Below are 14170 nucleotides of genomic sequence, written 5' to 3'. Positions count from 1 at the left end.
GTGACCGACAGGGAACCCCCGCGCCGCCGCGTGCCCGGCCCCGCCAGGCCCGCTAGGCCCGACGCCCGGCGCCGTCCCGGGCCCGGTGCCCGTCCGGCCCGTCGCCCGGCTCCGGCGCGTCCGGCGGCGTCCAAGCCCCTCCGGCTGGGCAGCCCGCGCCCCCGGCTGCGTCTGGTCGGGCTGGCGCTGACGCTGGTGCTGATCGCCTTCGTCGTGCGGCTGTTCCAGGTGCAGGCCGTCGACGCGAGCACGTACGCCGCCAAGGCCGAACAGAACCGCTACGTCGGGCAGGTCCTGGCCGCCGACCGAGGCGAGATCACCGACCGGTCCGGTGTGGCCCTGGCGACCAGTGAGGACGCCTACGACATCACGGCCGACCCCACGATGTTCGCCCCCGACGAGCTGAAGATCGGGGACGGGCCCGAGCAGGCGGCCGCGCTGCTCGCGCCGATCCTGGGCCAGGAGCAGGAGACCCTGGTGGAGAAGCTCCGGCCGAAGAACAAGGCGCTGCGGTACGTCAAGCTCGCCTCCCGCCAGACCCCGCAGGTCTGGAAGCAGATCAAGGACCTGAAGGCCGCGCTCGCCAAGAAGGAGCAGACCGACAAGTCCGCGCACAACGTCCTGGCGGGTGTCTTCTCCGTCGCCACCAGCAAGCGCGTGTACCCGGCGGGCGACCTCGCCGCCGGGATACTGGGCTGGGTCAACGGCGAGGGCAAGCCCGGCGGCGGCATCGAGCTCCAGTTGAACAAGCGGCTGGCCGGCAAGGACGGCAAGATCCGCTACGCCCAGTCCGGTGGCCGGCTCGTCCCCACCGCGGGTTCCACCGAGACACCCGCCGTGCCCGGCAGCGACGTCGAGCTCACCATCGACCGCGACATCCAGTGGGCCGCCCAGAAGGCCATCAGCGACCAGGTCAAGGAGTCCGCGGCCGACCGCGGTTACGTCATCGTCCAGGACACCCGCACCGGGCAGGTTCTGGCCATGGCCAACTCACCCGGGTTCGACCCCAACGACCTGTCCGGCGCCGACCCCGCGGCCCTCGGCAACGCGGCCCTCCAGGACGCCTTCGAGCCCGGCTCCACCGCCAAGGTCATGTCGATGGCGGCCGTCCTCCAGGAGGGCGCCGCCACGCCGATGACCCACGTCGTCGTGCCCAACCGGCTGCACCGCGGCGACCGGCTCTTCAAGGACGACATCGACCACCCGACCTGGCACCTGACGCTCAACGGCGTCCTCGCCAAGTCCAGCAACATCGGCACCATCCTCGCCACCGGGCAGCTCGGCAGGACCCAGGCCCAGTCCAACAAGGTCCTCTACGACTACCTGCGCAAGTTCGGCCTCGGCAGTTACACCGGCCTCGGCTTCCCCGGCGAGACCAAGGGCATCCTCGCCCCGCCCGACAAGTGGTCGACCTCGCAGCAGTACACGATCCCTTTCGGCCAGGGCGTCTCCATCAACGCCATGCAGGCGGCGTCGGTGTACTCGACCATCGCCAACGGCGGCGTCCGGGTCGAACCCACGCTCGTGCGCGGCACCAAGGGCCCCGACGGTGGCTTCACCCCGGCCCCCAAGCCCGAGAAGACCCGGGTCGTCAGCGCCAAGACGGCGAAGACCCTCGCCCAGATGCTGGAGTCGGTCGTGGACGACGAGGAGGGAACGGGCACCAAGGCGCGCATCCCCGGCTACCGCGTCGCGGGCAAGACGGGCACCGCCAACCGCGTGGATCCGGCCACCGGCAAGTACCACGGCTACACCTCCTCCTTCGCCGGGTTCGCCCCCGCCGACAAGCCCCGCATCACCGTCTACTGCGCCATCCAGAACGCCACCAAGGGCAACTACTTCGGAGGCCAGATCTGCGGCCCCGTCTACAAGCAGGTCATGGAGTTCGCACTGAAGTCCCTCCAGGTCCCGCCGACCGGGGCCAAGCCCGCGAGGCTGCCCGTCACGTTCAAGAACTGAACCGGCCCCCGAGAACCCGGCCCCCCGAGAACCCGGACCGCCTCCCCGCGAACCGACCCGCGAGAATCGAACCGACCCCGAACCGCCAAGCCCCTGATCAGCACCGAGCACCACCGAGCCACCAGGACCGCCCCCGTGACAACGATCACCCCCGATCCCGGGAACCAGAGCGCCCCCCGCCCCTCACTTCGCCCGGAGGCGGGTACGCCCGGTACGCTCACCGCCGTGCCACACGCTGATCAGTCCCAAACCACCCAGAAGGGCCATCCCGTGACATACCCCGGGCCGCCCAGGCCGGCGCAGGTCTCCGCCACACCCCTCGCGGAACTGGCCGACCAGCTGGGTGCTCCAGCGCCGGAGGGCGCCGCCGACGTCACGGGCATCACCCACGACTCACGCGCCGTGCGCCCCGGCGACCTGTACGCCGCCCTCCCGGGCGCCCGTCTGCACGGCGCCGACTTCGTCGAGCAGGCCGCGAGCCTCGGCGCGGCCGCCGTGCTGACCGACCCCACCGGCGCCGAGCGCGCGGCCGCCTCCGGGCTGCCGGTCCTGGTCGTCGAGGCCCCACGCGCACAGATGGGCGAGCTGGCGGCCACGATCTACGGCCACCCCGGCCGGGACCTGCTCCAGATCGGCATCACCGGCACCTCCGGCAAGACCACCACCGCCTACCTCGTCGAGGGCGGTCTGAAAACCGTCAGGTCCACCGGCCTGATCGGCACGGTCGAGATGCGCATCGGCGACGAGCGCATCAAGTCCGAGCGCACCACGCCCGAAGCCACCGACCTCCAGGCCCTGTTCGCCGTCATGCGCGAACGCGGCGTCGAGGCGGTCGCCATGGAGGTGTCCAGCCACGCCCTGGTCCTCGGCCGCGTCGACGGCTGCGTCTTCGACATCGGCGTCTTCACCAACCTCAGCCCGGAACACATGGAGTTCCACTCCGACATGGAGGACTACTTCCGGGCCAAGGCGCAGCTGTTCACGCCGGAACGGGGCAAACTCGGCGTGGTCAACGTCGACGACGAGTACGGCCGCAGGCTGGCGAACGAGGCCACCGTCCCGGTCGTCACCTACTCCGCCGAGGGCCACCCCGACGCCGACTGGCGCGCCGAGGACGTCGAGGTCGGCCGGCTCGACTCGACGTTCACCGTCGTCGGACCCAAGGGCGAGCGGATCAGCGCCAAGTCGCCGCTGCCGGGGCCCTTCAACGTGGCCAACACCCTCGCCGCGATCGTCGCCCTCGCCGTTGCCGGCCTCGACCCGCAGGCCGCCGCCGACGGCGTCGCGGCCGTACCCGGTGTACCGGGCCGCCTGGAGCGCGTGGACGCCGGACAGCCATACCTCGCGGTCGTCGACTACGCCCACAAGACCGACGCCGTCGAGTCCGTGCTGCGCGCCCTGCGCAAGGTCACCGAGGGCCGGCTGCACATCGTCCTCGGCTGTGGCGGCGACCGGGACAAGACCAAGCGCGAGCCGATGGGCGCCGCCGCGGCCCGGCTCGCCGACACCGCCGTACTGACCTCCGACAACCCCCGCTCCGAGGACCCCCTCGCGATCCTCGCCACGATGCTCCAGGGCGCGGCCTCCGTGCCCGCGCACGAGCGCGGCGAGGTGCAGGTCTTCGAGGACCGGGCCGCCGCGATCGCCGCCGCCGTCGCCCGTGCCGAGCCGGGCGACACCGTGCTGGTCGCGGGCAAGGGCCACGAGCAGGGGCAGGACATCGCCGGGGTGGTCCGTCCGTTCGACGACCGCCAGGTGCTTCGCGAAGCCATTCAGAAGACCCAGGGATGAATTCCCGCATGATCCAGGGGATGAACTTGTGATCGCCCTCTCCCTCGCCGAGATCGCAGAAGTCGTCGGCGGGCAGACGTACGACATACCGGATCCGACCGTCCAGGTCACCGGCCCGGTCGTCCGGGACTCCCGCGAGGCGGGGCCGGGCAGCCTGTTCGTGGCCTTCGCCGGGGAGCGCGTGGACGGCCACGACTTCGCGGCGGCGGTCGTCGAGGCGGGAGCGGTGGCCGTGCTCGGCACCCGGCCCGTCGGCGTGCCCGCGATCGTCGTGGACGACGTCCAGACCGCCCTCGGCGCCCTCGCGCGGCACGTCGTACGGCGCCTCGGTGCCACGCTCGTCGCCCTCACCGGCTCGGCGGGCAAGACCAGCACCAAGGACCTCATCGCGCAGGTGCTCCAGCGCAAGGCGCCGACGGTGTTCACGCCCGGCTCGCTCAACAACGAGATCGGACTGCCGCTGACCGCGCTCAGCGCGACCGAGGAGACCCGGTTCCTCGTCCTGGAGATGGGCGCCCGCGGCATCGGGCACATCTCCTACCTCACGAGTCTGACGCCTCCGAAGATCGGCCTCGTGCTGAACGTCGGCAGCGCCCACATCGGCGAGTTCGGCGGCCGGGAGCAGATCGCCCAGGCCAAGGGCGAACTCGTCGAGTCCCTCCCGTCCGAGGCCGACGGCGGGACGGCCGTCCTCAACGCGGACGACCCCTACGTCCGGGCGATGGCCACCCGTACGAAGGCGAAGGTGATCTTTTTCGGAGAGTCCGGCGAAGCGGACGTGTCCGCCGAGAACGTGCGACTCACGGACACCGGACAGCCCTCGTTCAGGCTTCACACACCCTCCGGTGCAAGCGATGTGACCATGCGCCTGTACGGTGAGCACCACGTGTCGAACGCGCTCGCCGCGGCCGCCGTCGCCCACGAGTTGGGCATGTCCGCAGACGAGATCGCCGTCGCGCTCTCCGAGGCGGGCTCCCTCTCCCGCTGGCGGATGGAGGTCACCGAGCGCCCGGACGGCGTGACGGTCGTCAACGACGCCTACAACGCGAACCCCGAGTCCATGAAGGCCGCGCTGCGCGCGCTCGTGGCCATCGGCAAGGGGCGTCGTACGTGGGCGGTGCTCGGCCAGATGGCCGAGCTCGGGGACGAGGCTCTCGCCGAGCACGACGCGGTCGGACGGCTCGCCGTCCGGCTCAACGTCAGCAAGCTCGTCGCGGTCGGTGGCAGGGAAGCCGCCTGGCTGCAACTGGGCGCATATAACGAGGGTTCGTGGGGTGAGGAGTCGGTGCACGTGTCCGACGCACAGGCGGCGATCGACCTGTTGCGCAGCGAGTTGCGCCCGGGAGACGTCGTACTCGTGAAGGCGTCCCGTTCGGTCGGCCTCGAGCGCGTTGCCCAGGCGCTGCTCGAGACCGGTGCCGAGGGTGAGGTTTCCGCCCGATGATGAAGCAGATCCTGTTCGCAGGAGTCATTGGCCTCTTCCTGACGCTGGTCGGCACCCCGCTGCTGATCAAGCTCCTCGCGCGCAAGGGCTACGGCCAGTACATCCGCGACGACGGCCCGCGCGAGCACGCCAGCAAGCGCGGAACGCCGACCATGGGCGGTATCGCCTTCATCCTGGCGACGGTCGCCGCGTACTTCCTGGCCAAGGTGATCACGGGCTATCTCGACCCGGACGTCGACGCGGCGCCGACCTTCTCGGGTCTGCTGGTGCTCGGCCTGATGGTCGGCATGGGCCTGGTCGGCTTCCTCGACGACTACATCAAGATCGTCAAGCGGCGTTCGCTGGGTCTGCGGGCCAAGGCGAAGATGGCCGGCCAGCTGATCGTCGGCATCGGCTTCGCGGTGCTCTCGCTGCAGTTCGCGGACAACCGCGGCAACACCCCCGCCTCCACGAAGCTGTCGTTCATCACGGACTTCGGCTGGACGATCGGCCCCGTGCTGTTCGTGGTCTGGGCGCTGTTCATGATCCTCGCGATGTCGAACGGCGTGAACCTGACCGACGGTCTGGACGGTCTGGCGACCGGCGCCTCGGTGCTCGTGTTCGGCGCCTACACCTTCATCGGTGTCTGGCAGTTCCAGGAGTCGTGCGCCAACGCGCAGACGCTGACCAACCCGGGCGCCTGCTTCGAGGTGCGGGACCCCCTCGACCTCGCGGTGGTGGCCTCCGCGCTGATGGGCGCCTGCCTCGGCTTCCTGTGGTGGAACACCTCGCCGGCCAAGATCTTCATGGGTGACACCGGGTCGCTCGCGCTCGGCGGTGTGCTCGCCGGCCTCGCGATCTGCTCCCGCACCGAGCTGCTGATCGCCCTCCTCGGCGGCCTGTTCGTCCTGATCACCATGTCGGTGGTCATCCAGGTCGGCTCCTTCAAGCTCACGGGCAAGCGCGTCTTCCGGATGGCGCCACTCCAGCACCACTTCGAACTCAAGGGCTGGTCCGAAGTGCTCGTCGTGGTCCGCTTCTGGATCATCCAGGGCATTTGTGTGATCGTCGGACTTGGCCTCTTCTACGCAGGATGGGCAGCGGACAAGTGACCTCCTCGGAGCCCTTCGACTTCCAGGGCAAGCACGTCACCGTCGCCGGGCTCGGCGTCTCCGGCGTCCCGGCGGCCAAGGTGCTGCACGGCCTCGGCGCGATCGTCACGGCCGTCAACGACGGCGCCGACGAGCGCGCGCGGGCGCAGGCCGCCGAGCTGGAGGCGCTCGGCATCACCGTGCGCCTCGGTGACGGCGACACCCTGCCCGAGGGCACCGAGCTGATCGTCACCGCGCCCGGCTGGAAGCCCGACAAGCCGCTGTTCGCGGCGGCGGAGCGGGCGGGCGTGCCCGTCTGGGGCGACGTCGAGCTGGCCTGGCGCCTGCGCGGTCCCGACGCGGCCCCGTGGCTCGCCGTCACGGGCACCAACGGCAAGACCACCACGGTCCAGATGCTCGCCTCGATCCTGAAGGCGGCGGGCCTGCGCACGGCCGCCGTCGGCAACATCGGCGTCTCCCTGCTGGACGCGGTGCTCGGCGAGGAGCAGTACGACGTGCTGGCCGTGGAGCTGTCCAGCTACCAGCTCCACTGGGCGCCGTCGCTGCGCGCCCACTCGGCCGTCGTGCTCAACCTCGCCCCCGACCACCTCGACTGGCACGGCTCCATGGAGGCGTACGCCGCCGACAAGGGCCGTATCTACGAGGGCAATCGCGTCGCCTGCGTCTACAACGCCGCCGACAAGGCCACCGAGGACCTGGTCCGCGAGGCCGACGTCGAGGAGGGCTGCCGGGCCGTCGGCTTCACCCTCGGCACGCCCGCGCCCTCCCAACTCGGCGTCGTGGAGGGCATCCTGGTCGACCGCGCCTTCGTCGAGAACCGGCAGAAGAACGCCCAGGAGCTCGCCGAGGTCGCCGACGTCAAGCCGCCGGCCCCGCACAACATCGCCAACGCCCTCGCGGCGGCGGCCCTCGCGCGGGCCTACGGCGTGCCCGCCAAGGCCGTACGGGACGGCCTGCGGGCGTTCACCCCGGACGCCCACCGCATCGCGCACGTGGCCGACGTGGACGGGGTCGCGTACGTCGACGACTCCAAGGCCACCAACACCCACGCCGCGGAAGCCTCGTTGGCGGCCTACGAGTCGATCGTGTGGATCGCGGGCGGGCTCGCGAAGGGCGCCACCTTCGACGAGCTGGTCGCCAAGTCGGCGCCCCGGCTGCGCGGGGCCGTGCTGATCGGCGCGGACCGCGCGCTGATCCGCGAAGCCCTGGCGCGACACGCCCCCGAAGTACCCGTCGTCGACCTCGACCGGACCGACACTGGGGCGATGCGCGCGGCGGTCCAGGAGGCGCGGCGGCTCGCTCAGACCGGTGACACGGTGCTGCTGGCTCCGGCCTGCGCCTCCATGGACATGTTCGCCAACTACAACAAGCGCGGGGACGCTTTCGCGGACGCCGTTCGCGAGCTCGGCTCCGTCGACGGCTGACCCGGGTCCGCCTCGCCCGGCGGCGGCGCCGGGCGTATCTGGGAGGGACACGTGACACGGATGCGGCTGGTGCCCGAGCGGCCAGGGAGTGTTAGGTCCTTCAAAGCGCCCCCTGGCCGCGGAACGTTCCCCTCCGGCAAGGCGGGGTGAGCGGCGATGCCCACCAGCCGCACCGGGCGGCCTCCCGTCCCCCGCGCTTCCAAGCGCCCCGCCGCGCCCCGGCTCGCCCGCGAGAACCGCGTCCTGGCCTTCTACACCCGCGCGCGCCGGGGCTGGGACCGGCCGCTGACCGCCTACTACCTCATCTTCGGCGGCAGTCTGCTGATCACCGTGCTGGGCCTGGTGATGGTCTACTCGGCCTCCCAGATCACCGCGCTCCAGATGTCGCTGCCGGGTTCGTACTTCTTCCGCAAGCAGCTGCTGGCCGCCGTGATCGGAGCCGGGCTGCTGTTCGCCGCCTCGCGCATGCCGGTGAAGCTGCACCGGGCCCTGGCCTACCCGATCCTCGCCGGCGCCGTCTTCCTCATGGCCCTCGTGCAGATCCCCGGGATAGGAGTGTCGGTCAACGGCAACCAGAACTGGATCGCGGTCGGCGGCTCCTTCCAGATCCAGCCCAGCGAGTTCGGCAAGCTCGCGCTCGTGCTGTGGGGCGCCGACCTGCTCGCCCGCAAGCAGGACAAGAGGCTGCTGACCCAGTGGAAGCACATGCTGGTTCCTCTCGTGCCGGCCGCGTTCATGCTGCTCGGGCTGATCATGATCGGCGGCGACATGGGCACCGCGATCATCCTCACGGCCATCCTGTTCGGCCTGCTCTGGCTGGCCGGCGCACCCACGCGCCTGTTCGCCGGGGTGCTGTCGATCGCCGCCGTACTCGGCCTGATCCTGATCAAGACCAGCGCGAACCGCATGGCGCGCCTGCAGTGCCTCGGCGCCACCGAACCCCAGTCGGGACCGGTCGACTGCTGGCAGGCCGTGCACGGCATCTACGCCCTCGCCTCCGGCGGAATCTTCGGCTCGGGGCTGGGGGCGAGTGTGGAGAAATGGGGTCAACTCCCCGAAGCCCACACCGACTTCATCTTCGCCGTCACCGGTGAGGAACTGGGCCTGGCGGGGACGCTGTCGGTACTCGCCCTCTTCGCGGCTCTAGGCTATGCGGGTATCCGCGTGGCCGGACGCACGGAGGACCCCTTCGTGAGGTATGCCGCGGGAGGCGTGACCACCTGGATCACGGCCCAGGCCGTGATCAACATCGGTGCGGTGCTCGGTCTGCTGCCGATCGCCGGCGTCCCCCTCCCGCTGTTCTCCTACGGGGGATCCGCCCTGCTGCCGACCATGTTCGCCATCGGGCTGCTGATCGCCTTCGCGCGCGACGAGCCCGCTGCGCGGGCAGCGCTTGCGATGCGGCAACCCCGCTTTGGTAGAAAACGGGGGGCTGGGGGAACCGGTTCCGGCCGGAGTCCCCGGAGATGGAACACGATGCGACGGCGCGCCTCGGCGGCGCGTTCGTCCGGAGAGCGGTGAATTTCGGTGCATGTCGTACTCGCCGGCGGAGGAACCGCGGGCCACATCGAGCCCGCGCTCGCCCTCGCGGACGCCCTGCGCAGGCAGGATCCGACCGTGGGCATCACGGCCCTGGGCACGGAGCGAGGCCTGGAGACGCGTCTCGTACCCGAGCGCGGGTACGAACTCGCGCTGATCCCCGCCGTACCGCTGCCACGCAAGCCCACTCCCGAGCTGATCACAGTCCCGGGCCGGCTGCGCGGGACGATCAAGGCGACCGAGCAGATCCTGGAGCGCACCAAGGCGGACGCCGTGGTCGGCTTCGGCGGCTACGTTGCCCTGCCCGGCTACCTCGCGGCCAAGCGCCTGGGCGTGCCGATCGTCATCCACGAGGCCAACGCCCGCCCGGGCCTGGCCAACAAGATCGGCTCGCGGTACGCCAGCCAGGTCGCCGTCTCCACGCCCGACAGCAAGCTGCGGAACTCCCGCTACATCGGCATCCCGCTGCGCCGCTCCATCGCCACCCTGGACCGGGCCGCCGTACGCCCCGAGGCCCGCGCCGCGTTCGGGCTCGACCCCAACCTGCCCACGCTGCTGGTCTCCGGCGGCTCCCAGGGCGCCCGCCGCCTCAACGAGGTCGTGCAGACGGTCGCGCCCTGGCTCCAGCAGGCCGGTATCCAGATCCTGCACGCGGTCGGTCCGAAGAACGAACTGCCGCAGGTCCAGCAGATGCCGGGAATGCCCCCCTACATCCCGGTAAGTTACCTGGACCGGATGGACCTCGCGTACGCCGCGGCCGACATGATGCTCTGCCGCGCGGGCGCGATGACCGTCGCCGAGCTCTCCGCCGTCGGGCTCCCGGCCGCCTACGTTCCGCTGCCCATCGGCAACGGCGAACAGCGGCTCAACGCCCAGCCGGTGGTCAAGGCCGGCGGCGGACTGCTGGTCGACGACGCGGAGCTGACCCCCGAGTGGGTCCAGCGACACGTCCTGCCCGTGCTCGCCGACCCGCACCGGCTGTACCAGATGTCCCGCGCCGCCGCCGAGTTCGGCCGCCGGGACGCCGACGACCTGCTCGTCGGCATGGTGTACGAGGCGATCGCCGCGGCTCGTGCACACCGCTAGGACCGTATGACGGAAGGCAGGGGAGCGTGGCCGGATCGACCACCGCCGAGCGCGGTGAACGCCAGCAGGAGTCGTCCGGCCCGCCGCCCGTCAGGCGTCTGAGGCGACGGCACCTTCGTATGATCGTCATCCTGGGCCTCGCCCTGGTCTTCCTCGGCATCCCGACGGTCTGGCTGTTCTACGGCTCCGACTGGCTGCGGGCCGAGCACGTCTCCGTGTCGGGGACCCGGGTCCTGGCGCCGGATCAGGTCGAGGCGGCCGCCGACGTCCCCCTCGGAAAGCCGCTGATTTCCGTCGACACCGATGCGATCGAGACGCGACTGCGGCAAAAATTGCCCCGAATTGACTCGGTTGACGTGGTCCGTTCCTGGCCCCATGGAATCGACCTGAAAGTGGTCGAGCGGACTCCGGTTCTGATTGTCCAAAAGGCCGGAAAGTTCATCGAAGTGGACGATGAAGGTGTCCGTTTCGCCACGGTTTCCGAGGCGCCGAAAGGCGTGCCCGCACTGGAATTGACGCTCTCCCGGTCCAGCTCCGCCGCCGCGAGCCTGCGCCGCTTCGGCGAGGCCAGGCTGGTGCGTGAGGCGGTGGGCGTCGCCCGTGCCGTCCCGTCCGCCGTCGCACGCGACACACGGACCGTCAAGGTCCGCTCCTACGACGACATCTCGCTGGAGTTGAGGGACGGCCGCAGGGTCGCCTGGGGGAGCAGCGAGAAGGGTGCCGCGAAGGCTCGTACCCTCACGGCTCTGATGAAAGCCTCGCCCGGTGCGCGGTACTTCGACGTGAGTGTTCCCACCGCGCCCGCGTCATCAGGGAGTTGACGCACATCCGCGCAGGCCAGCACCCTGGTTGGGCAGTGCTACGGCTGATCACATAGGGTGAAAAGAAAAACGGGAGGTTCGGCGTGTTCGTTGAAGGAGCGCCACTTGTCGACTTAGTGTCCTGTTCAGAAGACTCCAAGGAACAGACACACTGGTAACCCTAAACTTCAGGGTTAGGGTTCGGGTCGGCGATACGGACCGTCCCATTCGGCATCAGTCGTCGGGTCGCGGGGCGCAGCGCGCCACGGTGATTCGGCGACACGTAACTCGAGGCGAGAGGCCTTCGACGTGGCAGCACCGCAGAACTACCTCGCAGTCATCAAAGTCATCGGTGTCGGCGGCGGTGGTGTCAATGCCATCAACCGGATGATCGAGGTCGGTCTCAAGGGCGTCGAGTTCATCGCCATCAACACCGACGCGCAAGCTCTGTTGATGAGCGACGCCGACGTCAAGCTGGACGTCGGCCGTGAACTCACCCGCGGACTCGGCGCCGGAGCCAACCCGGCCGTCGGCCGCAAGGCCGCCGAGGACCACCGCGAGGAGATCGAGGAGGTCCTCAAGGGGGCCGACATGGTCTTCGTGACAGCCGGTGAAGGCGGCGGCACCGGCACCGGCGGCGCGCCCGTCGTGGCCAACATCGCCCGCTCGCTCGGTGCCCTCACCATCGGTGTGGTCACGCGCCCGTTCACCTTCGAGGGACGGCGCCGCGCGAACCAGGCCGAGGACGGCATCGCCGAGCTCCGCGAAGAGGTCGACACCCTCATCGTCATCCCGAACGACCGGCTGCTGTCCATCTCGGACCGCCAGGTCTCGGTGCTGGACGCCTTCAAGTCGGCGGACCAGGTCCTGCTCTCCGGTGTCCAGGGCATCACCGACCTCATCACCACCCCGGGCCTGATCAACCTCGACTTCGCCGACGTCAAGTCGGTCATGTCCGAGGCCGGCTCGGCCCTGATGGGCATCGGCTCCGCCCGCGGCGACGACCGCGCGGTGGCCGCCGCCGAGATGGCGATCTCCTCGCCGCTGCTGGAGGCGTCCATCGACGGCGCCCGCGGTGTGCTGCTCTCCATCTCCGGTGGCTCGGACCTCGGCCTGTTCGAGATCAACGAGGCCGCCCAGCTGGTGAGCGAGGCCGCCCACCCCGAGGCCAACATCATCTTCGGCGCGGTGATCGACGACGCCCTCGGCGACGAGGTCCGGGTCACCGTGATCGCGGCCGGCTTCGACGGCGGCCAGCCCCCGGCCCGCCGGGAGAACGTGATCGGCTCGACCTCGGCCAAGCGCGAGGAGCCGGCCCCGGCACGGCAGACCGAGAGCCGCCCGTCCTTCGGTTCGCTCGGCAGCGTGACCCCGAAGGAGGACCCGGAGCCCGCTCCGGAACCGGTCAACGACATCCCGGTCGCCCCGCCGGTCCCGCCGGCGCCGCGGACCTACTCGGACAGCGCGGCCGAGGAACTGGACGTACCGGACTTCCTCAAGTGATCCTTCTGACGTGATAGGACAGCGCGAAAGCGTGAGCGGCGCCCACTTCGCCTTCACCGACCGGTGGGGCGGGGTGAGCGCCGCTCCGTATGAGGAGCTCAATCTCGGCGGTGCGGTCGGTGACGACCCGGACGCCGTACGCACCAACCGCGAACTGGCCGCGAAGTCCCTGGGCGTCGATCCGGACCGGGTGGTCTGGATGAACCAGGTGCACGGGGCCGACGTGGCGGTGGTGGACGGGCCGTGGGGATCTTCCTCTGAGATCCCGTCGGTCGACGCGATCGTCACGACGCGGCCGGGGCTCGCCCTCGCCGTGCTCACCGCCGACTGCGTGCCGGTCCTGCTCGCCGACCCCGTCGCCGGGATCGCCGCCGCGGCCCACGCGGGCCGGCCCGGCATGATCGCCGGAGTCGTCCCGGCCGCGCTACGCGCGATGACGGAGCTGGGCGCCGAGCCCTCCCGGATCGTCGCCCGCACCGGGCCCACCGTCTGCGGCCGGTGCTACGAAGTGCCCGAGGCGATGCGCGCGGAGGTGTCCGCCGTCGAGCCGGCGGCGTACGCCGAGACGAGTTGGGGCACACCGGCGGTCGACGTGAGCGCCGGCGTGCACGCACAACTGGACCGGCTCGGAGTGCGGGACCGGGCGCAATCGCCGGTGTGCACGCTGGAGTCGGACGATCACTTCTCGTACCGCCGCGACCGCATCACCGGTCGGCTCGCGGGCTATGTGTGGCTGGACCGATGGGCATGACGGACCGCAAGGACGAACTCGCCGCGAATCTGGCGAAAGTGGAGCGGCGCATCGCCGACGCGTGCGCGGCCGCGGGGCGGGGACGCGACGAGGTGACCCTGATCGTGGTCACCAAGACCTACCCCGCGACCGATGTGCGGATCCTCGCGGAACTCGGCGTGCGGCACGTCGCCGAGAACCGCGACCAGGACGCGGCACCGAAGGCCGCCGCGTGTATGGATCTGCCCCTTACTTGGCATTTTGTCGGTCAACTCCAGACCAACAAGGTGCGATCCGTGGTCGGATACGCGGACTTCGTGCAGTCCGTCGATCGTTCCAAGCTCGTCACAGCTCTGTCGAAGGAGGCCGTCCGAGCCGGGCGGGAGCTGGGGTGCCTCATCCAGGTCGCACTCGACGCCGGCGAGAGCGAGCGGGGTGAGCGGGGCGGCGTCGCGCCCGGCGGGATCGAGGAGTTGGCCGACGTCGTCGCGCAGGCGCCGGGGCTGCGGCTCGGTGGACTGATGACCGTCGCACCCCTCACCGGGGAGTACGCGGGGCGCGAACAGGCGGCGTTCGGGCGGTTGATGGATTTGTCGACTGACCTGCGCCGGAGCCATCCGGCTGCCACCATGGTCTCGGCAGGGATGAGTGCGGACCTCGAGCAGGCTGTGGCGGCCGGAGCGACACATGTGCGCGTCGGCAGCGCGGTACTCGGAGTCCGCCCCAGGCTCGGGTAACGTCGCCAAGAAGTCGGACCACAGCAGAAAATATGGTCATTGCCGCCGAAAGGCGGATTCAAGGAC

General features: G+C 70.5%; 11 protein-coding genes. All 11 read left to right on the top strand.

Features of this window, described 5'->3' with window-relative positions; all coding sequences use genetic code 11:
- The 11 genes from QF034_RS10385 (at position 1) to QF034_RS10335 (ending at position 14104) form a co-directional block, all read left to right on the top strand.
- A complete protein-coding gene (locus QF034_RS10385; RefSeq protein WP_370880938.1) occupies positions 1-1959 on the top strand; it encodes a peptidoglycan D,D-transpeptidase FtsI family protein in 1959 nt (652 codons plus the stop codon).
- A gap of 270 nt (positions 1960-2229) precedes the next feature.
- Entirely contained in the window at positions 2230-3750 is a 1521-nt protein-coding gene (locus QF034_RS10380; protein WP_307174660.1) for a UDP-N-acetylmuramoyl-L-alanyl-D-glutamate--2,6-diaminopimelate ligase, read from the top strand.
- Positions 3751-3778: 28 nt separating this feature from the next.
- On the top strand, positions 3779-5194 hold the full coding sequence (locus tag QF034_RS10375; protein ID WP_307174659.1) for a UDP-N-acetylmuramoyl-tripeptide--D-alanyl-D-alanine ligase: 1416 nt from the start codon (positions 3779-3781) through the stop codon (positions 5192-5194).
- Complete coding sequence (gene mraY, locus QF034_RS10370) at positions 5194-6285, top strand: phospho-N-acetylmuramoyl-pentapeptide-transferase (protein WP_030848214.1); 1092 nt, start codon at positions 5194-5196, stop codon at positions 6283-6285. Before QF034_RS10375 ends, mraY begins: the two co-directional genes overlap by 1 nt.
- Positions 6267-7709, top strand: a complete 1443-nt coding sequence (murD, locus tag QF034_RS10365; RefSeq protein ID WP_307174658.1) for a UDP-N-acetylmuramoyl-L-alanine--D-glutamate ligase — start codon at positions 6267-6269, stop codon at positions 7707-7709. Before mraY ends, murD begins: the two co-directional genes overlap by 19 nt.
- A 156-nt stretch (positions 7710-7865) precedes the next feature.
- On the top strand, positions 7866-9230 hold the full coding sequence (gene ftsW, locus QF034_RS10360; protein WP_307174657.1) for a putative lipid II flippase FtsW: 1365 nt from the start codon (positions 7866-7868) through the stop codon (positions 9228-9230).
- A 6-nt stretch (positions 9231-9236) separates the two neighbouring features.
- Complete coding sequence (gene murG / locus QF034_RS10355; RefSeq protein WP_307174656.1) at positions 9237-10334, top strand: undecaprenyldiphospho-muramoylpentapeptide beta-N-acetylglucosaminyltransferase; 1098 nt, start codon at positions 9237-9239, stop codon at positions 10332-10334.
- 26 nt (positions 10335-10360) lie between these two features.
- A complete protein-coding gene (locus QF034_RS10350) occupies positions 10361-11155 on the top strand; it encodes a cell division protein FtsQ/DivIB (protein ID WP_307174655.1) in 795 nt (264 codons plus the stop codon).
- Positions 11156-11443: 288 nt separating this feature from the next.
- Entirely contained in the window at positions 11444-12637 is a 1194-nt protein-coding gene (gene ftsZ / locus QF034_RS10345) for a cell division protein FtsZ (protein WP_020277551.1), read from the top strand.
- 10 nt (positions 12638-12647) lie between these two features.
- Positions 12648-13388 carry a peptidoglycan editing factor PgeF gene (pgeF, locus tag QF034_RS10340; protein WP_307174654.1) on the top strand — a complete coding sequence of 247 codons (741 nt, stop codon included), beginning with the start codon at positions 12648-12650 and terminating at the stop codon, positions 13386-13388.
- On the top strand, positions 13385-14104 hold the full coding sequence (locus QF034_RS10335) for a YggS family pyridoxal phosphate-dependent enzyme (RefSeq protein WP_307174653.1): 720 nt from the start codon (positions 13385-13387) through the stop codon (positions 14102-14104). Before pgeF ends, QF034_RS10335 begins: the two co-directional genes overlap by 4 nt.
- Positions 14105-14170 lie beyond the last annotated feature (66 nt).

Source organism: Streptomyces africanus (genome assembly GCF_030816955.1).
GTDB classification, from domain to species: Bacteria; Actinomycetota; Actinomycetes; order Streptomycetales; family Streptomycetaceae; genus Streptomyces; species Streptomyces africanus.
The sequence above is the reverse complement of the archived record's forward strand: the minus strand, read 5'-3'. Positions and strand labels throughout refer to the sequence as shown.

Bases quoted from the DNA above. Each gene is read 5' to 3' on its own strand.
- ftsW (WP_307174657.1), top strand. From the start codon at position 7,866: ATGCCCACCAGCCGCACCGGGCGGCCTCCCGTCCCCCGCGCTTCCAAG.
- QF034_RS10335 (WP_307174653.1), top strand. From the start codon at position 13,385: ATGACGGACCGCAAGGACGAACTCGCCGCGAATCTGGCGAAAGTGGAG.
- mraY (WP_030848214.1), top strand. From the start codon at position 5,194: ATGAAGCAGATCCTGTTCGCAGGAGTCATTGGCCTCTTCCTGACGCTG.
- murD (WP_307174658.1), top strand. From the start codon at position 6,267: ATGGGCAGCGGACAAGTGACCTCCTCGGAGCCCTTCGACTTCCAGGGC.